At 27.6% G+C, this 21,437-nt stretch carries 22 protein-coding genes and 1 other annotated feature; of the genes, 11 read left to right on the top strand and 11 right to left on the bottom strand.

The window, feature by feature from the left end; translation table 11 throughout:
- Positions 1 to 61: 61 nt before the first annotated feature.
- The 6 genes from ACRC03_RS07605 to ACRC03_RS07630 all read left to right on the top strand — a co-directional run bounded on the left by ACRC03_RS07605 (position 62) and on the right by ACRC03_RS07630 (position 4,225).
- Entirely contained in the window at positions 62 to 568 is a 507-nt protein-coding gene (locus ACRC03_RS07605; protein WP_438651965.1) for a hypothetical protein, read from the top strand.
- Positions 569 to 663: 95 nt separating this feature from the next.
- Positions 664 to 1,365: a B3/B4 domain-containing protein gene (locus tag ACRC03_RS07610; protein ID WP_438651966.1), complete on the top strand. Its 702-nt coding sequence runs from the start codon at positions 664 to 666 to the stop codon at positions 1,363 to 1,365.
- A 200-nt stretch (positions 1,366 to 1,565) separates the two neighbouring features.
- Entirely contained in the window at positions 1,566 to 2,174 is a 609-nt protein-coding gene (locus ACRC03_RS07615) for an NUDIX hydrolase (protein WP_438651967.1), read from the top strand.
- Positions 2,175 to 2,318: 144 nt separating this feature from the next.
- Complete coding sequence (cysK, locus tag ACRC03_RS07620) at positions 2,319 to 3,218, top strand: cysteine synthase A (RefSeq protein ID WP_438651968.1); 900 nt, start codon at positions 2,319 to 2,321, stop codon at positions 3,216 to 3,218.
- Between the two features lie 37 nt (positions 3,219 to 3,255).
- Positions 3,256 to 3,813, top strand: coding sequence for a serine O-acetyltransferase EpsC (epsC, locus tag ACRC03_RS07625; protein WP_438651969.1), 558 nt, complete (start codon positions 3,256 to 3,258; stop codon positions 3,811 to 3,813).
- A 118-nt stretch (positions 3,814 to 3,931) separates the two neighbouring features.
- Positions 3,932 to 4,225 carry a GIY-YIG nuclease family protein gene (locus tag ACRC03_RS07630; protein ID WP_438651970.1) on the top strand — a complete coding sequence of 98 codons (294 nt, stop codon included), beginning with the start codon at positions 3,932 to 3,934 and terminating at the stop codon, positions 4,223 to 4,225.
- A gap of 40 nt (positions 4,226 to 4,265) precedes the next feature.
- Here ACRC03_RS07630 and ACRC03_RS07635 read toward each other — a convergent pair whose 3' ends face one another.
- Positions 4,266 to 4,907 carry a hypothetical protein gene (locus tag ACRC03_RS07635; RefSeq protein ID WP_438651971.1) on the bottom strand — a complete coding sequence of 214 codons (642 nt, stop codon included), beginning with the start codon at positions 4,905 to 4,907 and terminating at the stop codon, positions 4,266 to 4,268.
- A 298-nt stretch (positions 4,908 to 5,205) separates the two neighbouring features.
- Here ACRC03_RS07635 and ACRC03_RS07640 point away from each other — a divergent pair, with 298 nt between their 5' ends.
- Positions 5,206 to 6,369 carry an AI-2E family transporter gene (locus tag ACRC03_RS07640; RefSeq protein WP_438651972.1) on the top strand — a complete coding sequence of 388 codons (1,164 nt, stop codon included), beginning with the start codon at positions 5,206 to 5,208 and terminating at the stop codon, positions 6,367 to 6,369.
- 130 nt (positions 6,370 to 6,499) lie between these two features.
- Here ACRC03_RS07640 and ACRC03_RS07645 read toward each other — a convergent pair whose 3' ends face one another.
- A complete protein-coding gene (locus tag ACRC03_RS07645; RefSeq protein ID WP_438651973.1) occupies positions 6,500 to 7,627 on the bottom strand; it encodes a DUF3810 domain-containing protein in 1,128 nt (375 codons plus the stop codon).
- A 102-nt stretch (positions 7,628 to 7,729) separates the two neighbouring features.
- On the opposite strand from ACRC03_RS07645, the gene ACRC03_RS07650 reads away from it, so the two are divergent.
- Positions 7,730 to 7,966 carry a hypothetical protein gene (locus ACRC03_RS07650; RefSeq protein ID WP_438651974.1) on the top strand — a complete coding sequence of 79 codons (237 nt, stop codon included), beginning with the start codon at positions 7,730 to 7,732 and terminating at the stop codon, positions 7,964 to 7,966.
- Positions 7,967 to 8,072: 106 nt separating this feature from the next.
- Here the strand turns inward: ACRC03_RS07650 and ACRC03_RS07655 are convergent, their stop codons facing one another.
- Positions 8,073 to 8,225, bottom strand: a complete 153-nt coding sequence (locus ACRC03_RS07655; protein WP_438651975.1) for a hypothetical protein — start codon at positions 8,223 to 8,225, stop codon at positions 8,073 to 8,075.
- Between the two features lie 23 nt (positions 8,226 to 8,248).
- Complete coding sequence (locus ACRC03_RS07660) at positions 8,249 to 9,169, bottom strand: AEC family transporter (RefSeq protein WP_438651976.1); 921 nt, start codon at positions 9,167 to 9,169, stop codon at positions 8,249 to 8,251.
- A 231-nt stretch (positions 9,170 to 9,400) separates the two neighbouring features.
- On the opposite strand from ACRC03_RS07660, the gene ACRC03_RS07665 reads away from it, so the two are divergent.
- Entirely contained in the window at positions 9,401 to 11,260 is a 1,860-nt protein-coding gene (locus ACRC03_RS07665; protein ID WP_438651977.1) for a tetratricopeptide repeat protein, read from the top strand.
- A gap of 31 nt (positions 11,261 to 11,291) precedes the next feature.
- Here the strand turns inward: ACRC03_RS07665 and ACRC03_RS07670 are convergent, their stop codons facing one another.
- The 6 genes from ACRC03_RS07670 to typA form a co-directional block, all read right to left on the bottom strand.
- Positions 11,292 to 12,257 carry a calcium/sodium antiporter gene (locus ACRC03_RS07670; RefSeq protein WP_438651978.1) on the bottom strand — a complete coding sequence of 322 codons (966 nt, stop codon included), beginning with the start codon at positions 12,255 to 12,257 and terminating at the stop codon, positions 11,292 to 11,294.
- Positions 12,258 to 12,400: 143 nt separating this feature from the next.
- Positions 12,401 to 13,336: a magnesium transporter CorA family protein gene (locus ACRC03_RS07675; protein ID WP_438651979.1), complete on the bottom strand. Its 936-nt coding sequence runs from the start codon at positions 13,334 to 13,336 to the stop codon at positions 12,401 to 12,403.
- Positions 13,337 to 13,711: 375 nt separating this feature from the next.
- Positions 13,712 to 14,770 (bottom strand): NAD(P)H-dependent flavin oxidoreductase, encoded by a 1,059-nt coding sequence (locus ACRC03_RS07680; protein ID WP_438651986.1) that lies wholly within the window; start codon positions 14,768 to 14,770, stop codon positions 13,712 to 13,714.
- Between the two features lie 199 nt (positions 14,771 to 14,969).
- Positions 14,970 to 15,866 carry a homoserine kinase gene (gene thrB / locus ACRC03_RS07685; RefSeq protein ID WP_438651980.1) on the bottom strand — a complete coding sequence of 299 codons (897 nt, stop codon included), beginning with the start codon at positions 15,864 to 15,866 and terminating at the stop codon, positions 14,970 to 14,972.
- Positions 15,867 to 15,876: 10 nt separating this feature from the next.
- A complete protein-coding gene (thrC, locus tag ACRC03_RS07690) occupies positions 15,877 to 17,358 on the bottom strand; it encodes a threonine synthase (protein WP_438651981.1) in 1,482 nt (493 codons plus the stop codon).
- Between the two features lie 55 nt (positions 17,359 to 17,413).
- Positions 17,414 to 17,656: a binding site (T-box leader), on the bottom strand.
- A 509-nt stretch (positions 17,657 to 18,165) separates the two neighbouring features.
- Positions 18,166 to 19,986, bottom strand: a complete 1,821-nt coding sequence (typA, locus tag ACRC03_RS07695) for a translational GTPase TypA (RefSeq protein ID WP_438651982.1) — start codon at positions 19,984 to 19,986, stop codon at positions 18,166 to 18,168.
- A gap of 222 nt (positions 19,987 to 20,208) precedes the next feature.
- On the opposite strand from typA, the gene ACRC03_RS07700 reads away from it, so the two are divergent.
- Together ACRC03_RS07700 and ACRC03_RS07705 are read left to right on the top strand one after the other, a co-directional pair.
- A complete protein-coding gene (locus ACRC03_RS07700) occupies positions 20,209 to 20,463 on the top strand; it encodes a hypothetical protein (protein WP_438651983.1) in 255 nt (84 codons plus the stop codon).
- 74 nt (positions 20,464 to 20,537) lie between these two features.
- Complete coding sequence (locus ACRC03_RS07705; protein ID WP_438651984.1) at positions 20,538 to 20,729, top strand: DUF1450 domain-containing protein; 192 nt, start codon at positions 20,538 to 20,540, stop codon at positions 20,727 to 20,729.
- A gap of 67 nt (positions 20,730 to 20,796) precedes the next feature.
- Here ACRC03_RS07705 and ACRC03_RS07710 read toward each other — a convergent pair.
- Positions 20,797 to 21,437: substrate-binding domain-containing protein (locus ACRC03_RS07710; protein WP_438651985.1), on the bottom strand; the 641-nt coding region annotated here is incomplete at its 5' end.

Raw genomic sequence — 21,437 nt, forward strand, 5'->3', positions numbered from 1 at the left:
TTGTATTTATATACTAAAAATGGAAAAGCTATTATAAAATTTCTTAATAAGGAGTAATGCTGTGAAAAAAATAATGGTTATTTTATTGCTAATAATGGTAATTATTTTTGTAGAAGTAAAAGATATAGAAGCAAAAGGTAATACCACAGAAAATAAAAGTGATGCGGTATATATTCAACAAATAGAAGAAAAAAATAAATTATTAATTCAAGCACTGGATAGCTTAGGAGCTAAATCTAAAGATGAAGTAGTATATATCTATGCACAAGGGGTAAAAAACAGAAGTGGTCCCCTACAATACGCTGTAATGTGCAAAGAGTTAAAGAAAGACTTTGTAAAAACTATGGAAAAAGATAAAAATTATGCATGGGTAACTGGATTTTCTAGTCCATGGATAAGTAATTATGAAATTATTTATAATAAACAAAATAAAGATAAATCATATACCGTGACGATTAAGTTTTCTTGGGAAACATCTAGTGGTCCGTACAATAGCAGTGAAACAAATATTAATATAAAAGAACAAAATGGAATATGGTGTATTACAAGTATAGAAAATGAATATTAATATGCTATAAAATTTATATATAAAAATCAATTTATATTTGTATATTTATTAAAATTATAAGGATATAATAAAAGTAAAACATATTGGGAGGCTATATGAAATTTAAGGTATCGAAGGAAGTATTTAATAAACTAAATGATGTTTGCTTTGGAGTAGTAGTTGCTAGAGGATTAGATAATAAAAAAGATCTAGAGATAATAACAAATTTACTAAATAAAAGTATAAGTGGAGTAGAAGAGTATTTTAAGGATAAAAATGTTAAAGAAAGCTTAGAAATTAGTCCTTATAGAGATGCATTTAAGGAATTAGGAGTAAATCCTAATAAATTTATGAGCTCTATTGAAGCTATGACAAGCAGAGTAGCCAAAAGTAAAGGATTGCCTAATATAAACCCTATTGTAGATTTAGGAAATGCAGTATCATTAAAATATTTAGTTCCTTTAGGTGCTCATGATATAGGACATGCAAACAATGATATTTGTGTAAGATTTTCAAAAAATGGGGATAAATTCGTACCTTTTGGAGAAGAAAATGAAGAGATTCTAGAGGATGGAGAATTAATTTATTCTATAGGTGATGAAGTTAAGACTAGAAAATGGATTTGGAGGCAAGGAGAAGTGGGAAAAATTACGGACAATACAGTGGATGTATTTTTCCCTATAGATGGCTTTAAAAATAAAAATGAAGAAAAAGTAATACAAGCTAGAGATGAGTTAGCTATATTATTAAGAGAGATATTTGATTGTAAAATAGATATAGGGTTTATAGACAAAAATAATATCGAAATGAATATATAGATAATTATAAATATATAGACCTATACATGATAATAAGTTATTGTGTGTAGGTCTTACTAAATTTAGTCAAAAACAAATTTGAAGTTAATCAATAACTAAAATTATATTAAATTAATATAATTATGTAATAGTAAAAATTATACAGTATACTTATGATAGCAATATATTTATACATAAAATAGAGAAAGGGAGTAGAAAAGTTGAATAATACAAAAATAAAAAAGATAAGTCCGTTAGTAGAAACAAAATTTGTAGGACTTTATGATGTAGAATACAAAAACAAAAAAGGTGAAGATAAGCATTGGACGGTAGCATCTAGGAAAAATAGAGAAGATTTAGAAAAAATATATTTAGAGAATGAAGATGACAGAATAGATGCGGTAGTTATTGCAGCGCTTCATAAAAGTAAAAATAAATTAGTTTTAATAAAACAATATAGAGTGCCGATAAATAGATATATATACGAATTACCAGCAGGCCTTGTAGATAATGATGAAGATACAAAAGGAACTGTAGCTAGAGAGTTAAAAGAAGAAACAGGCTTAGAACTTTTAGAAATAAGCAAAATAAATAGTAGGGATAAGGTTTATTTATCGCCAGGTATGACAGATGAGTCAGTTGCTTTTGTATATTGTTTATGTGATGGAGAAATAAGTAATGAATATTTAGAAGATGATGAGGATATAGAAGCTATTTTAGTATCTAAAGAAGATGCTAAAGCAATTCTTCAAGGCAATGAAATTATAGATATCAAATCTTATTTAATACTTCAAATGTTTGTAAATATGGGAAAAGAATTATTTGAATAGAAAAAAGTCTACAATAAAAGTAGACTTTTTCTATTTTAGATAATTTATTCATAAAAAAAATAAAAATTGTTGCATTATCAAAATGATAATAATATAATAAACTTATAATTATCAATTTGATAGTGATTGAAGGGAGAATGGATTATGATATATAATAATATATTAAGCTTAATAGGGAATACACCTATAATAAAATTAAATAATTTAAACAATGGTAATATATATTTAAAACTAGAAAAAGTAAACGCAGGTGGAAGTGTAAAGGATAGAGCAGTTTACTTTATGATAGATGGGTTGGAAAAAAGTGAAAAATTAAAAAAAGGAGATGTGCTAGTAGAAGCAACTAGTGGGAATACAGGAATCGCTTTAGCTATGATAGGTCGATTAAAAGGATATGAGGTAATAATAGTAATGCCTGAAACTATGAGTATAGAAAGAAGAGCTTTAATGAAGGCCTATGGAGCAAAACTTATATTAACAGAAGGCTCAAAGGGAATGGGGGGAGCTATTGAAAAAGCTGATGAACTTCTAGAATCTAATGACAAATATAAAAGTCTTGGACAATTTGATAATTTAGATAATCCAAATGCTCATTATAAAACTACAGGTGTTGAAATATATAACGATATTCCTGATATAGATATATTTGTATGTGGTGTAGGTACGGGAGGTACATTAAGTGGAACCGCAAAATATTTAAAAGAAAAAAATTCGAATGTTAAAATAATTGCTATAGAACCTAAAAAATCACCTAAAATATCTCAAGGCATAAGTGGAACACATAAAATACAAGGAATAGGAGCTGGGTTTGTGCCTAAAAACTATGATGAAACCGTAGTAGATGAAGTAATGGTTATAGACGATGATGAAGCTTTTGAAGGTGTAAGATTGATAGCAGAGAAAGAAGGAATACTAGTAGGTATATCTTCAGGCGCAAATGTATATGGAGCACTAGAATTAGCAAAAAAATATCCGGATAAGAAAATAGTTACTATAGCTCCAGATGGAGTAGAAAAGTATATTTCTATGGGAATATTTGAATAAAATTATTTACTAATTAATAATGAAGGGAAGAATATTAATGTTTAAAAAGATAAATAAGGATATAGAGTTTATAATGGAAAATGATCCGGCGGCAAGATCAAAGATAGAAGTATTATTATTATATCCATCCGTTCATGCTAGGATAGCTCATATAATATCTCATTTTTTATATAGGTATAAGTTATTTTTTACAGCAAGACTAATATCACAGATAGCAAGATTTTTTACAGGAATAGAAATACATCCTGGAGCAACTTTAGGAGACTGTATCTTAATAGACCATGGAATGGGCGTAGTAATAGGAGAGACAGCAGAGGTAGGAGACAGGGTAACTATTTATCATGGAACAACTTTAGGTGGAACAGGTAAGGATACAGGCAAAAGGCATCCTACAGTGGGGAATGATGTAGTAATAGGAGCAGGAACAAAAATTTTAGGTCCAATAAATATTGGGTCTGACTCAAAAATAGGAGCAAACTCAGTAGTACTAAAAGATGTGCCTGATGGTGCTACTGTAGTAGGTGTAGCAGCTAAAATTGTAAAAATAAGAACTGATAATAAAGAAGAAAAAATTGTTAGAAGTATACATCAATAAATTAAAATACACACTAAGAAACTCACCTAAATTATAGGCTGAGTTTTTTAGTGTATTACAATTAATAGAATAACTATGATATTATATTATTGTAAATTTAAATAAAATGGAGAGACTTATGTATTTTACCTATATAATTAGATGCAAAGATAATACTTTATATACTGGTTACACAAGTGATATAAAAAGAAGAGTAGAAGAACACAAAAAGGGAATAAACTGTAAATATACAAGAGCAAGAGGCTTTGAAAAACTAGAGGTTTACTTTGAAACCAATACTAAAAGTAAAGCAATGAAATTAGAAAGTTATATAAAGAAGCTTACTAAATCTAAAAAAATTATAATTATACAAAATCCACACTGTTTTATCAAAGAAATAGACTTAGAAAATGATTATGTAGTAGGAAGCTAAAAAGGATGTAAAAAAGGAAGCATTAGCTTCCTTTTTTAGTCTATTTTTTATAAGGCACCTTTTTAGGTGGTATATAATTATTTTCTTTAGTGGATGGAGCAATAGTGCCTTGAGGACCAGCAGGACCTTGAGAACCTACATCACCTTTGTCCCCTTTAAGGCCTTTAGGACCTTGAGGACCTATATCGCCTTTGTCGCCTTTAGGACCTTGAGGACCTATATCGCCTTTGTCGCCTTTAGGACCTTGAGGACCTATATCGCCTTTGTCGCCTTTAGGACCTTGAGGACCTATATCACCCTTATCACCTTTAGGACCAGGTGTACCAGTTCCAACAGTAACATTACATAATGGATTTACATAAGTTTCTTTTCCTAAATCTATATATTGTATAGAGCTTAATTTTACATATATAGGCCCTTTTCCAGATGCTGTTTTCCCCATAACAGCACAGTGACTTACTTGACAAATGCGAAGTCTTAAAATACAATCACTATCTTCAAGTTTCAATCCAATGACTTTACCCATACAATCGCATAATATATTGTACATTTGGCAATCGCATAAATTTATTGGATATACAAACATAGGGCACATATTTTTAGAAGAATGGGAGCAAATATCCTTTTTCGTATTTTTAGGAAGTTTACAGCAGTTGTCTTTATTTACACAGTCTTTACTCATAAACAACACTCCATGTTAAATATTTTATAGTAGTAGATTACTACGTAATATAAATATATGTTTAAAAGGTAAAAAAGGGGACAATAAAAGCCAATATTAAATATAAAAACTATAAATATAAAAGTAACATCTAATATGAAGAAAAATTCAAATACATAAAGTACAAAAAATATGGAAAAGTAAGAATATATATGTTATATTACATTTACTAATTGACATAATTAGTGTTAAAATACAAATAATATGTAAAAATAAGAAATTTATTATCAAACAAAAAACAAAAAATTAGGGAGGACATATGAAAATAGAATGGAACAAAAAATATACCACTATATCAACTTATACATTTATTGTAATTTGTTGTAGTATATTATTTTTTAGCATACTTAATAGCATGGGTGAATTTACTAGTAAACTAGGTTGGATAGTTTCAACTTTACAGCCATTTATAATAGGGTTTGTAATTGCTTATTTATTAAACTTTATATTAGTATTTGTTGAAGAAAAATTACTATCTAGAAATGGTATGAAAAACCTTGGAAAGAAATCTAAAAGAGGAATCGGTCTTTTAATTACGTATACAATAACATTTATTATGATGTATTTATTTATACAATTTGTACTTCCTCAAGTAGTAGATAGTATAGTAGGACTTGTAAATGATATACCTACATACGTAACAAATGTAACATCATTATTAGAGGAAGCAACATCAAAACTAGACCTTGATAATCAGTATGTTGGTGTAGCTATAGACAAGTGGAATGAATTTATAAACTACACTATAAATGTGATTACTAACTTACTGCCTGTATTAGCAGATAAGGTTAAGATAATACTATCTAGTGTATGGAATATAATATTAGGATTAATAATATCAATTTATATGTTAATAGATAAAGAAAAATTTGCTGCATTAAGTAAGAAGACTATCTATGCTTTATTACCAAAAAAAAATGCAGATATAGCGGTATCTTTAGCTCATAGAACAAATGATACCTTTGGCAAATTTTTAAGTGGTAAAATTATTGACTCATTAATAATAGCGATACTTACATTTGTTATATTAACAGTGTTTAAGATGCCTTATACTATACTTATATCTGTGATAATAGGTATAACAAATATTATACCATTTTTTGGACCATTTTTTGGGGCAATACCATCATTTATAATAATAATGTTTGTATCTCCAATAAAAGCTTTATGGTTCTTATTAATAATACTTGTAATTCAACAATTAGATGGCAATATTATAGGACCTAAAATATTAGGAGATTCAATAGGCATATCTGCATTTTGGATATTGTTCTCACTATTAGTAGCTGGAAAGTTATTAGGATTAGTAGGTATGATTATTGGTGTACCTTTATTTGCATTAATATACTCTATAATAAAGGATGTTATAGAAGATAGACTAGGTAAAAAAGGATTACCAAAAGACACCAAAGATTATATGTAGATTTATAAAAATCAATTATTTAATACATAAAAGCTGTGCTAATATATTTAATGTAGCACAGCTTTTTAATACATAAAATTTAGGAAACAAGATAATTGGGAAATATTATTTTGCTTATATAAATTTAATTCTAATAAGAATAAAGAGAATAGTAAGTCAAAAGTAAGTCTACTATTTTTCCGTAGCTGGCAGTACCTTCTTTAACACCATTAGATTTTAGATAAGAGTCATTAAACTTGTCTGAAACTTCTTCAATTTTACCCTCGTATTTTTTCCAAAACTCACTGTTATATTTTAAATCATGGCTAACTTGACTAGATATATTCTCACTAAGGTTAAGATAAGAGTCGTAATCTACTGAAGCAAGTGCACGAGCAGTATGTTTTAAAGCTAATATATATCCAGAATATTGAAAGTCTATATCTGGATGATTGATAGAGGCTAAGTAACCTATAAAATTAGCTTCATCCTCACTTCCAAAACCTCTTTGATGAGCCATTTCATGTAGAACTGTAGAAGATATGTATACATCGGGTACAGCTACATTTACGTTAGCCTCACCTGTAAACGGGAAGTATATTCCTAAGATACCTGTATAACACATTAAATTAGAAGATAGTACATATTTAGGTTTAGCATAATCTCCTTTTACTTGAGGTAAAATAGTAGAGATATTGTTATAACCTGTTTGAGCTCTAGAAATAATACCTTTGTAGTCTGTATTAGATTTCATAACTCCATTACTATCTTCTGAAACCAAATTTCTAGTTTCATTAGATTTACTAATTAAAAATTGATACAGTTTTTTTAAATCCTCCGTGTTATGCCTAGGTAGAGAAATATTTTTATTATATGAAGAATTATAGTTACTTAATAGTACAGTTTGAAGAGGGGTTCTGTTGTAATTTAATCCCCACAACAATATGAATAAAAAGTAAAGTATTGATAAAATACTTAGAATATTAAGTGATGAATTTACTATTAATTTTTTAAAGGATTTTTTATCGGTAAGAATAGTTTTAATAATATATATTAGGAATATTATTGTTGAAAAAACTATTAAATACATACATACTTCGTACAATGAAAAAGGAAAAATCTCAGTAACTTTGCTTAATATACTTATAGTAACTTTGTTTATGTATGTAGAATAATATTTATCTACTAAGTTTGGGAATTTCGAACCTATAAAATTAATAAATAAGGCTATAGGAAAAAGTAACAATGAAAATAATCTGATTTTTTTTATATAAATCACCTTCTTTCTACCTATATTATAAAGTAAAAGAAGGTTTGAGGAAACAAAATACCTATGCTATAATTAAATAAATTTAGAAAGATAGTAGAGAAAGGACATATTATGCAAAAATTAATTATTAAACTAACAAGAGATAATTTCAATTTCAGATTTAAGCAGTATGAAGGAATGTTTTTTCATGCTGATATAGATGTAGAAAAAGAAATTATAAAATATAAAATAACTAAAGATAAAGAAGGAACAGAACTTAAAGAATTTGGAAATACTCACATGAAAGATAAGGATATGTTGTATATTCCGCAGATTGAAGCTTATATAGATTTAAAAACTGTAAAATAAACACTAAAAAGAGAGTTAAAATATTTAACTCTCTTTTTTTAAATGAATAAATCATTTGTTAATATCCAAAACAACGTTAATGCATAACCTTAAGCTCGAAAAATTTTTACACACCTATAAACATTTTGTAAACGACTAATATTATAAGTGCAACTAAAGCTATTTTAAATATAAAACTTGTTAAAAACTTTAAAGCTTTAACTGAAATTCCTATAATTACAATAATAAGAACTAATTTAAAAATTAAATCTATATCCATAGTTATCACCTCTATTAACTATATTATACCAATAATATACCTGATATCAAAGGAATTGTAACAATTGAAAATAAAGTTGTAAAAAATACAGCCTGAGAAGCTAAAGATTCATTAGCATTATATTCATTTGCTAGTATAGCAGTATTTGCAGCAGCAGGCATTGCTGAAATTACAACTGGTATTGCTAAAAGCATATCATCTCTAACTATTCCCTTGAGCATAAAATAAATAATAGTAGGAAGTAATACTAGTCTAATAAAAGTTATAAAATATAGTTTTTTATTAAAAAAACAATCAAAGGCAGAAGAGTTACAAAGCATACTACCTATTATTAACATAGATACTGGAGTAGTAACATTACCTAAAAGTTCTAGAGGTCTATTTAAAAATAAAGGCAATTTAATACTGAAAATAAATAATATAAGACCTAAAATTACTGCTATTATTACAGGGCTAATAATGGATTTTAGAGAAAATGTATAAGAATCATTATCCTTGGCTAAAAGAAATGCACCTATAGTCATAACTAGTAAGTTAAAGGGCAAATTAAAAATAGAAGTAAAAAATATTGCTTCTTTTCCTAATACAGCTTCTACTACTGGATAGCCCATAAAACCAACATTTGAAAATAAAATTACAAATTGATATATACCTAAATTTTCTTTAGATTTAAAAATAAACTTGATAAGATATGCAATAGTAAAAGATATTGTGTACATAATTAAAGAAATCAAAATTAGATTAGTTATTTTGCCAATCATATGAGAATTATACTCTAACTGCATAGAACTTATTATCATAGATGGTAAGAAGATAGTCATAGTAAGTTTTGAAAGTTTAGAAGTAAATTCTTCATCCATAAAATCTTTCTTTCTGGCAACATATCCTACTAAAATTAGTGTAAATAAAACTAAAACTTGAATAAAAACATTATTTAAATTCAAAGAATCCCCCCCTTGTTGGCTATATGATAGACACTTTTATATGATATACAAATAATAAAATTAAGTAAATATAAAAACAAAATAAAATTTGAATACAAGGACAATATATACAATAAGAATATATACAATAAATAAAATAGTACTAAAAAATTATACTACTAGAATAAATTATGTTATATAATTAAATATGCTACAATGTATAAATATGTAAAAAATGATAGGGAGTAAAATATGAAAAATACAAGATTTTCCATAAATAAAATGAAAAATATACCTAATGACCCAAAAGTATACCATACTAAAGGTGTTTTTTATGAGAAGCTTGGGAAAGTAGACAGTGCTATAGAAGCATATAAAGTTGCAGCTAAACATGATTATGTTAAGTCTCAATATAGTTTAGGAAATATATACTTTAAAAAAGGACAATATAATGAAGCAGAAGAGTGGTATAGTCTTTCTTATAGAAACGGTATGCTAGATGCGGCTTTTGATTTAGGTAATATGTATTTTGACATAGATGCTTATGAGTATTGCATTTATTGGTATGAAAAAATAGCAAAAGAAGGTCATTTACAAGCTCAAAACAATTTAGGTGTTAGTTATTTTAAATTAAAAGATTATGAAAGAAGTGAAAAGTGGCTAAAGGAAGCAGCAAGCGGCAACTTAGGTAAGGCTTGTTTCAACTTAGGGATTTTATACAATACCATTAATAGAAAAGATGAAGCTTTGGATTATTATAAAAAAGGATCTGTATTATTAGATGAAGATAGTAAGTATAATTTAGCAATTTTATATCAAGAAGAAAAAGAAAATAAAGAGGCTATAAGCTTATATAAGCACTTACATAAGATAGGACATGAAAAAGGATGCTTTAATATAGGTATGCTTATGGAGATAAATGAAAACTTTGATGAAGCAGAAAGATATTATATAAAAAGTGCTGATAATCATCATACAGAATCACAGTATAGGCTAGCATTCCTATATGATAGAGAAGAGGAAAGTGAGGATGCTATAGGCTATTATAAAATGGCAATTGAAGAAAATCATTTGTTAGCTAAATATAGACTAGCTAATTTATATAATAAAGAAAATAAAGTAGAAGAAGCTAAAAAATATTATGAAATGTGCTTAGAAAAAAAATTAGTAGAAGCTAAAAATAATCTAGCAGGAATTTACTTTGAAGAAAAAGAATATGAAAGTGCTATAAAATTATATGAAGAAGCAATAAATGATGGATGCAAAGTAGCTATAGAAAATATAGGTGACTTGTACTATAAAAATGGAAATAAAGAAAAAGCAATTTCTTATTATTTAAGAAAATCAGAAGATTTATCTTGTCAAATAAAATTAGGCAACATATATGAAGAGTATGATTGTTATGAAGAAGCAATAGCTTGGTATATGAAGGCTTGTGAAAATGGTGATACTAGGTCTAGTTATAGACTAGGAGTAATATACAAAAACTTAGGAGATATAGAGAATGCTACAAAGTACTTTGAAATAGCAGCAAATAAAAATAATATAAATGCACGTATACATTTAGGTGAAATATACTTTACTAATTTAAGTTATGAAGAATCTAAAAAAATGTTTGAAGTAGCAGCTAATGAAAATCATGTATATTCTCAACATATGCTAGGTGTAATATATGACATACACTATAAAGATTATGTAAATTCTAAATACTGGTATGAAAAAACTAGAAGTGAGCAATGTATTGAATCTATTTACAATCTAGGACACTTAAGTTTAAAATTAAATGAAGATAGTGAAGCTGAAAAATACTATACAGAAGGTTTAAGGTTAGGGTGCAAAAAGTCCGAGTATATGTTGGCACGCTTATACTATAAGAAAAGTTTAGATATGTACCAGGCTTTAGCAGAGGAAGGCTATGAAGATAGCGAGGAAATTCTAGAAAAGATTCCTAAGATTGATATAAACTTTGATGATATATTAATAGCACCATTTAAGTTACAAGAAAAAGAAGAAATACAAGAAGAGTATGTTCCAGCATACATATTAGATATTACAGAGAATTTAGAAGAATTATTTGAAAAAATAGAAGATAACATGAAAATAAGTAAATAACAAAAAAGAAAGCTAAGGCTTTCTTTTTTTGTTACACATTATTTATTAAATATAAAATATAGCTAAGATATAAAAATATTAAAGTACCACTTTCAAACTTAGTAATATTTTTATTTTTAAATGCAAATAAGTAAGTAATGAATGTAGCTAGTACCATGCAAATACCATCAAAAATTAACTTAGGATCTATTCGTAATGGATACATAGTAGCGGATAATCCAAGGATAAATAATATGTTAAATATATTAGAGCCTATAACACTGCCAATAGCAATGTCACTTTCACCTTTAGTAGCAGCGACTAATGCAGTTATTAGCTCAGGCAAAGAAGTACCAATAGCAACAATGGTAAGTCCGATTATATTATCACTCACACCAAAATTAGAAGCTATAGTAGATGAACAAGTTACTACTAATCTGCCACCTAAAATAATAGATAGAATACCTATAATAGATATAGTTGAAGCTTTTATTATAGAACTAGTTTTACTTATTCCTACTAATGTGGAATCGCATGAAATAGCAATGTTATCTTGACCTGATAGTTTTTTTGCAGATTTAATATTTGTAGCTACTATATAATATATAAATGCAGTAAATAAAATTAATAATATAATACCATCAATTCTACTTAAAACTAAATCAAGAGACAATAAAATTAGTAATAAAGATGAAAATAATAAAAGAGGGAATTCTCTTTTAAGCACTGAGCCTTTGAATGTTAGTGTTTGGATTACACCAGAACACCCAACGATCATTAATAAATTAAATAAATTTGACCCAAGTACATTACCGATAGCAATACCAGTTTCACCAAAACTAGAAGCTGTAATACTAACTGCAGCCTCTGGTACATTAGTACCAAAAGTAACTAAAGTAAGACCGATTACAAGTGATGGAATATTAAAATAGCGTGCTATATTAGCTGAGCCATCGATAAAATAATCAGCACCCTTTACTAGTAGAATAAATCCTACTACTAAAAGTATATAATTCATAACAAGAATACCTCCTAATAGAATAAAAAACCTTCAAAACTAAGAACTTAACTTGTTTTGAAGGATTATTTCTCCTTAAATGAATGATTATATAAGCAAATTATACATTGCAAGAATATAACATTCTTAAATTTATTTAGTGATTATAATAACTTATTTTTAGACATAAAGAAGGTAATCATTAAGCAAATTAATGTAGTAATTAACATTACAATCCAAAAACCATTTACATCATTTGCATAAGGAATTCCGCCTACGTTCATTCCGAAAAATCCAGATACAATAGTAGGAATAGAGAATATCAAAGTAACAGAAGTTAAAAATTGCATAACATTATTTTGATTATTACTTATGATTGCACTAAAAGCATCCATAATTCTGCTTAATATATCTCCGTAAATAGTGGCCATTTCTACTGCCTGTTTATTTTCTACTATAACATCTTCAAGTAAATCCTCATCATCAGGATACTTCTTGATACTATTTGTACGAACCATTTTGTTCAAAACTAGTTCGTTAGCTTTTAATGAAGTAGAGAAGTATACTAAAGATTTTTCGAGCTCTAGAAGTTGAATAAGCTCTTTATTCTTCATTGACTTATAAATTTCTTTTTCTATAATTGTTGTCATCCTATTTATTCTTCTTAGATAATGTAAATAATAACTTGCATTTTTATGAAGAATTTGAAGTATAAACCTAGTTTTTTTGAAGGTATAAAAATCTTTAATATGACCTACAATGAAGTCATTTAAAATTTTAGTTTGAGCTGTACAAACTGTTAATATAGCTTCATCTAGTAAAATTATACCTAAAGGTATAGTAGAGTAGTGAGTAGATTTATCATCACTTTCATCTACTGGAATATCTATAAGTATAAGTGTATGATTATCTTCAATTTCAATTCTTGAACGTTCTTCTTCATCAAGTGCAGATTTTATACTATCTATATCTATATCTAATAAGTTGGATATTTCTTTAATTTCACCTTGATTAGGCTCTATAAGATTTATCCAACAACCATTTTCAAAAGAATTAAGCTTTTCTAATTTGTTGTCAATAGTTTTGTAGTATCTTATCATGGCAACACATCCTTTATTCAATTTTATATAAATGTCATCACTTAATATTATCTATTAAATAACTAATTTATATAAATCAAATAAAGAATTAGTTTATTTTAAGATTATAATAAGTGATGGTACTATTACATGCCCGCAACGGACTATGGTCCATTTTCCATCACTCTCCCGAATTTTATTATTAAAATAGTATCTTTATCTAATTTAACATTTTTAAGGAATAGTTTCAATATATTTAAAAAAAAACATGGAATACTTAATAAAAAGTATTCCATGTTTTTTTAATTCTTACATTAATAAAAGCTAATATATAACCTTAGGTTGGAGTGTTTAATAAAAGGTTTAAATATAAGTTTAAAGTAAGAAATTAATTATCTATAATCTACATGTTAGTTCCTCTAAAACCTCATCTACAGAAGATAATTTATCTATTCTGTATGCGTGACTTCCACAAAATAGCAAACCGTTATCAATATCACCCTTAACTGCATTTATAAGGGCTAAAGATATGCAATAGGGTGTATTTTTTGGATTACAAGGAATCAAACAATTATAGCATTTTTTTATTTCTGGCGAGAATTTTTCAACATCTTTAATAAATTTATTTCTTATAGCTCGACCAGGAAGACCTACGGGGCTTTTTACAATTTTTATATCTTCTTTTTTAGAATTTATGTAAGACATTTTAAAGTTATAATGAGCATCACATTCAAAAGTAGGTACAAATCTAGTTCCTATCTGGACACCAGAAGCACCAAGGTCAATATATTTTTTCACATCATCTCCATTAGATATGCCACCAGCAGCTATTACAGGTATAGATTTATTATATTTATCACCATAAAGTTTAGCTATTTTAATTATTTCTAAGAACTCTTCGTCGTAATTTAAATCATCTATATTACTAAGTTGATTTAAGTTATAACCCAGATGACCTCCAGCCTTAGGACCTTCTACTATTATTAAATCTGCTGTAGTTTCCTCTTTTTTATCCCACATTTTCAAAATAACATTGGCGGCTTTATAAGAAGATACAATAGGTGCAATTTTTACAGAAGTACCTTTTGTTAAAGATGGAAGCTTAGATGGAAGCCCAGCACCAGATATTATTATGTCAACACCTGCTTTAATAGATTCTCTTACAAACATATCATAGTTTTTTGCAGCAACCATAATATTTACGCCAATTATACCTCCTAAGGAGTTTTCTTTTGCTTTTTTTATGTGATTATTTAGGGATCTTAAGTTTGATCCTAAAGGATCTTTCTCGAAATCATTTTCATCATAGCCTACATGGGCACTAGATATTACTCCAATACCCCCAGCTTTAGCGACAGCAGAAGCTAGAGAAGATCTAGATATACCTACCCCCATTCCACCTTGTATAATAGGTATTTTAGCTATTAAATCTCCGATTATTAATGGTTTAATAATATTCACCTCCGATAAAATAAAACACTAGGTTACAATGCTTAGTATTATGACCTGGTAATAAAAATATTATACTATAATTTTATGAAAAAGAATATATAAATTTAAAATTATTATGAAAATAATATTAAGATACTAAGTAAAAAAATAAATAAGCCTACAAAGTTAAAATTTATAAATTAACTTTATAGGCTTATTTATTTCACTCTAAAATATTTACTATAGCACCAGAATAGTCACATTCTAAATCTTGTACAACCCAACTAGATTCTAATTTATTTAAGAAAGAGCTCATGTTGTTTATAAAATGCCTATCTTCATGTTTAATAATAGACATTATAGTAGGACCAGCACCACTTAAGAATACACCAACACAATTCAAGTTATTTGCATAAGAAACAATATTATCATAATCTTTTATTAAAGTACCTCTGTAGTTTTGATGCATTTTATCTTGGCAAGCAACTTTAATAAGCTCAAATTTACTATTCATTATCGCTGATATTAATAATGAAACTCTACCTACGTTAAAGATTCCATCAGTATGAGGTACGTTGACAGGTAGTACTGAACGAGCTTTTTCAGTAGAAAGTCTAAAGTCGGGAATTATAGCACAAAACTTAAGTTCATTAGGGATTTTTATAATATTATAATGAATTTTACTATCATCCATAATTGAGACTATCATATTTCCAAAAATAGCAGGAGCTACATTGTCAGGATGACCTTCAATTTCAGTAGCTAATTTAAGCAGTTCATCTTTAGATAAATTAGATTTACTTAAATGATTAGCAGCTAAAACACCAGCTACTATACAAGTAGCGCTACTTCCTAGACCTCTTGAAATAGGAATATCACTTTTTATATATATTTTAACTCCTTTAGGAATATAGTTACATTCAACATTATCAAAAAAGTATTTCATAGATTTATAGACTAAGTTATCTTTATTACTAAAAGCATCTTCACAACCAACTATTTGTACACTATTTTCTATTTCTTCAATGTAAAATTTATTATATAAATTAAGGGCAATACCAAGACAATCAAATCCTGGCCCTATATTTGCACTTGTAGCAGGAACTATTATTTCTAACATAATTATTCACCTATACCTTTAAAAAATTTTCAATAGATACCTTTAAATTATTTTTTTCATAAACATCTTTATGAATTACATTTTTATCTTTTAGAATTTTAATAGACTCTGGAATTTCAGTATTAGTTATATTTGATAAAGTTTTTATAATTTCAAATTCATTATCATTATCATCCATCTCTAAAAGTGAATTGAGAACATCTTTAGAAAATTTATATGGGCTTGCAGTGCTTACAATTACTGTTTTAGTATTATCATTAGTTTTTTCTTTATACTTTTCATATGCACAGTAAGCAACTGCAGTATGAGTATCTATTAAATAGTTGTAATTATTAAATACTTTATTTATTGTAGTTTTTACTTCTTCTATACTAGCGTATTCAGATTGGAAAGAATCTAGCTTTACTTTCATGTCATCTGAAATTTCATAATAGCCTTTGTTATTTAAATTATTTATAAGAGTATTTAAAGTTTTACTATCTCTATTACAAATTTCGAATAACAATCTTTCTAGATTACTAGAAATAAGTATATCCATTGATGGGGAAGTAGTAAGCTTTAATTTACGATTTTTATTATAAATACCAGTTGAAAAGAAATCATAAAGGACATTGTTGTCGTTAGAGGCACAGATTAGTTTGTTTATAGGAAGACCCATCATTTTTGCATAATACCCAGCCAAAATATTACCAAAGTTTCCTGTAGGAACTACAAAGTTAATTTTATCAAAAATATTTATATTACCTTGCTTAACAAGATTAGTATATGAATAAAAGTAATAGACTATCTGAGGTAATAATCTGCCTATATTTATAGAATTTGCAGAAGATAAAATGTACCCTTTAGAATTTAGTTTTTGATTAAATTCATTATCGTTAAAAACATCTTTAACTCCATTTTGGGCATCGTCAAAATTTCCATTTATTCCAACTACATAAGTATTATTTCCTTCTTGAGTTCTCATTTGTAATTTCTGTATGCTACTTACTCCTTTTTCTGGGAAGAAAACCATTATCTTTACATTGTTGATATTTTTAAAACCTTCTAGAGCGGCTTTTCCAGTATCACCAGAAGTAGCCGTAAGTATAAGTACTTTTTTATTTAAATTATTTTTATCAATAGAGGTTTTTAGCAAGTGTGGCATTATAGTTAAGGCCATATCCTTAAAAGCAAGAGTAGGACCGTGATACAACTCTAAAAAGAAATTCTCATTGATATTAACAATAGGAGCAATACAGCCTTTTTTAAATTTGCATTCATAAGAATTTACGAGACAAGAATTTAATTCATCATTAGTGAAATCAACTAAAAATTTGTTAAGTATAAAAAAAGCTAATTGAGAATAATCTAAAGCTATTAAATTTGAAAGCTCATTAGATATATTAGGAAATTCACTAGGAACATAAAGACCTCCATCTGGACAAATTCCTTTTATAATAGCTTGAGAAGAGGTTAAATTTTCCTCAAAACCTCTAGTACTTAAATAAAACATTTTATCATCTCCTTTAAAAAATAATTTATTATAACACAAAAAACTCTCATCCCTAAATAGGGACGAGAGTTTGCTCACGCGGTTCCACCCAAATTGATTTATTATAAATAAACCCACTTGATACTTTAACGCAGTTTAAACGTCTATTCTTACTAAAATCTGTGAATTTAATACAGATAACTTGGGAAAGAAGCTCATAGGTAGTTTTCGATTTATCTTGTTAAGGAAACTTTTCAGCTTATAGGTTCCCATCTCTGTTAACTGATCTAAATTTACTCTTCCTAATCTTAGCTTTTATATATAAAATAAAAATTTAATTGTGGTAGAAGTCTCTTAAATATGAGTAAAAAAATATAATATTTAGTAAGTATTCTAATCTATATGCAATGCAAAGTCAAGAAGTTCTAATATAAAAATAAATTTATATTAAAAAATGATAATGTTTACAAAATCGAAACTAGAAAAAAGCTAAACACTAGTATAATATAGTATTATATTATAGTGAATAAGTAACACGAAATATGGATAAACTTTAAAATAAAACTAGTAAGTTTATAATAAATTTTAATGAAATTCACAAATTATTCATATGAGAGAGTTATAATATATCAAAAGAAGGAGGAAGAGTCGTATGGGAATAGTATTTATAACATTAGTTTTAGTAGGCGTTATGTATGGACTAACTTTCTTGTCATACATATCAGAAAGTCATATATTAGATGATGTTGCACTTGAAAATTAATCTAAAAATTTATTCATAGAAAAAGCTCATGTATTAAACATGAGCTTTTAATCTATTATAATTTATTATTTTGATTGTCTTGACTTGTTATATCTTAATCTTTCAGTTTCATTTAAGAATTTTTTTCTAAGTCTTATACTATCAGGAGTTATTTCAACTAATTCATCATCATCTATAAATTCTAAAGCTTCTTCTAGAGTAAATGTTCTAGCAGGTTGTAATTTAACAGCATCATCAGTACCAGAAGCACGAACGTTAGTTAATTTCTTGTTTTTACAAGAGTTAACAACCATATCATCTTTTCTAGAGTTCATACCGATTATCATACCTTCGTAAACATCAACTCCTGGATCTACGAACATTTGAGCTCTGTCACTTAAAGCACTAAGAGAATAAGCCATAGTAGTACCTGGTCCTTGAGCTACTAAAACTCCATTACTTCTTCCTGGTATTGCACCTTTGTGTTCTTCGTATTTTTCGAATGATCTAACTAAAGTACCTTCTCCACGAGTATCGTTTATGAATTCACTTCTGTAACCAAGTAATCCTCTAGTTGGAGCTATAAATGTTATTTTAACATAATCTCCTTCTATTTCCATTGCTTCCATCATTGCTTTTCTTAAGTTAAGTTTGTTTATAACAGTTCCTGAGTAAATCTCTGGACAGTTAACTATAACTCTTTCCATTGGTTCTAATAATTTTCCATCTTCTTTTATCATTAAAACTTCAGGCTTAGAAACACCTATTTCATAACCTTCACGTCTCATATTCTCAAGAAGTATAGATAAGTGAAGCTCTCCACGTCCAGATACTCTATATCCGTCAGTAGTATCCATTGCTTCAACTTTAAGTCCAACGTTAACTTCTAATTCTTTATCTAATCTATCTTTTATATGTCTAGTAGTTACAAACTTACCACTTTTACCACAGAATGGAGAATCATTAACTAAGAAGTTCATAGATAATGTAGGTTCTTCTATGTGTATCAGTTCCATTGGTAATGGATTGTCAGTGTCACATAAAGTTTCTCCTATAGATATATCAGGCATACCAGCAACAACTACTATTTCACCAGAACCAGCTTCATCTGTTTCTACTTGAACTAAACCTTCATAAACTGTAAGCTTAGATATTTTTCCTCTTCCAACAGTTCCATCAGCTTTACATACAGCTACTTGAGAACCATTTTTTACAGTTCCTTTGTAAACTCTACCTATACCAAGTCTACCTACATAGTCATCGTATGCAAGTGCAGATATTTGTAATTGTAAAGGTTCTGCATCATAGTTAGGGTAAGATTCAACATGGTCGATTACAGTTTCAAATAATGGAGAAAGGTCAGTACTTTCCTCATCCATTTCTCTTTGAGCTATACCGTTCTTAGCTATACCGTAGATTATTGGGAATTCACATTGCTCATCAGTAGCATTTAAGTCTACGAATAAGTCGAATACCTCATCTACAACTTCTTCAGCTCTTTGATCTGGCTTATCTATTTTATTTATGAATAATATAGGTCTAAGTCCAGCTTCTAATGATTTTTGTAAAACGAATCTAGTTTGAGGCATCGGTCCTTCACTAGCATCAACTAATAATACAACTGTATCAACTGTTTTGATAACACGCTCAACTTCTGATGAGAAGTCACTATGTCCTGGAGTATCTACTATGTTTATTTTGTAATCCTTGTAGTTTATAGAACAGTTTTTAGAATATATTGTTATACCTCTCTCTGCTTCAAGGGCATTACTATCCATTACACAGTCTTTTACAACTTCGTTATCTCTAAATGTTCCTGATTGATGTAAGAATGCATCAACTAATGTTGACTTACCAGCATCAACGTGGGCGATAACTGCGATATTTATAATTTTTTTGTTTGCCATTTTTGTTCTCCTCTCTTCTTTAAAATAACTTATTTAGTATAGCACAGTAAGGATGTGTATACAAGATACTATTCGGTTAAATAAATATATCTAATAAAAGACTAATGCTAAATATATTTTATGTAAAAAAAAATACTTTAAAGTCGATTGATAGCTTTATAGAGGTGCTATATAATAAAGTTGAATAGAAATATGATTAAAAAGGAGAGCGTAGGGGGCAAAATGAAAAAGTCAACAAATGTAATTTCATTAAGACGATGGAGATTTAGCAAAAAATATGGGAAGTTATTTAAAAATCAAAAATATTTATTTGTTATTATTTTAATACCAATGTTATTAGCTAGCATATTTATAATGGATAAAATGATAATGAATTTTTTATTAACAAAAAAGGGAATTGATAGCAACAGGTATCAGCAAACTAAAATAGAAACTTCTGTAGACGAAGAATTTAAAGAAAAATATAAAAATAAGTAAAATTTTGTTTTATAAATTTTTTAGTGGGTATATTTACAATATATTAAATTATTTAAGAGGAGGATTATAATAATATGATAAGAGTATGCCCATATTGTTCAAATATAGATGTAAATAAGTTAAAAGAAACAGTAGGAGAGGAAAATGTTAAAACAGGATGTATAGGGGCTTGTAGAGCATTTTCAAAGGAAGCAGTTGGAAAAATAGATGGAGAACTAATAATAAAGCAAACTGAAGAAGATTTCTTTAAATTATGTAGAAAGTAATTACAAAACTTACAAGTGATAAATAATCATTTGTAAGTTTTTTTAGTATAACTAATAAATTAGGATTTTAGATATTTGATGTATTTGCAATAATTTTTCCCATATCACTTATATCATATCCTCCAAGACATTGAATCTCAGATTGGAATTTATCAGAATTTAAAATCTCTATGATAGCTTTGCATACTGGTGAATATAAATCTTTTTCTTTTATAACTAAATCATAGCGTTCTTTTTGTAGAGGAATAAAATCAATTCCATCAACTTGAGTTGCAACTTTCTCATGGCCAAGTGCTACATCTACAATACCCCTTGCTACAAAAGTAGCAGCACTAGTAGCAGATAACTCTTCATTTTCATAACCATTTATTAAGTTAGGATTGATATTTAATGAATTTAGTTTTTCATCTAATAAAATTCTAGTACCAGAGCCTTTTTCTCTATTAATAAACTTAATATCACTTCTAATTAAATCTTCAAAAGAATTTATATTTTTAGGATTGTTACTTTTTACAAAAAGACCATGATTTCTATAAGTTAAATTTATTAAAACGCATGGAACTCCGGGCAACATTATTTTAACAAAAGGTGTGTTGTATTCATTAGAATTACAATTCCAAAGATGAATTGAAGATACAGACACTTTATTATTATATAGTTCATACAACCCATTATAACTACCAAGATAAGAACGAAGTACTCTGCAAC

Source organism: Romboutsia sp. (assembly GCF_051659545.1).
In the GTDB taxonomy this organism is placed as follows: Bacteria; Bacillota; Clostridia; order Peptostreptococcales; family Peptostreptococcaceae; genus JBOFOR01.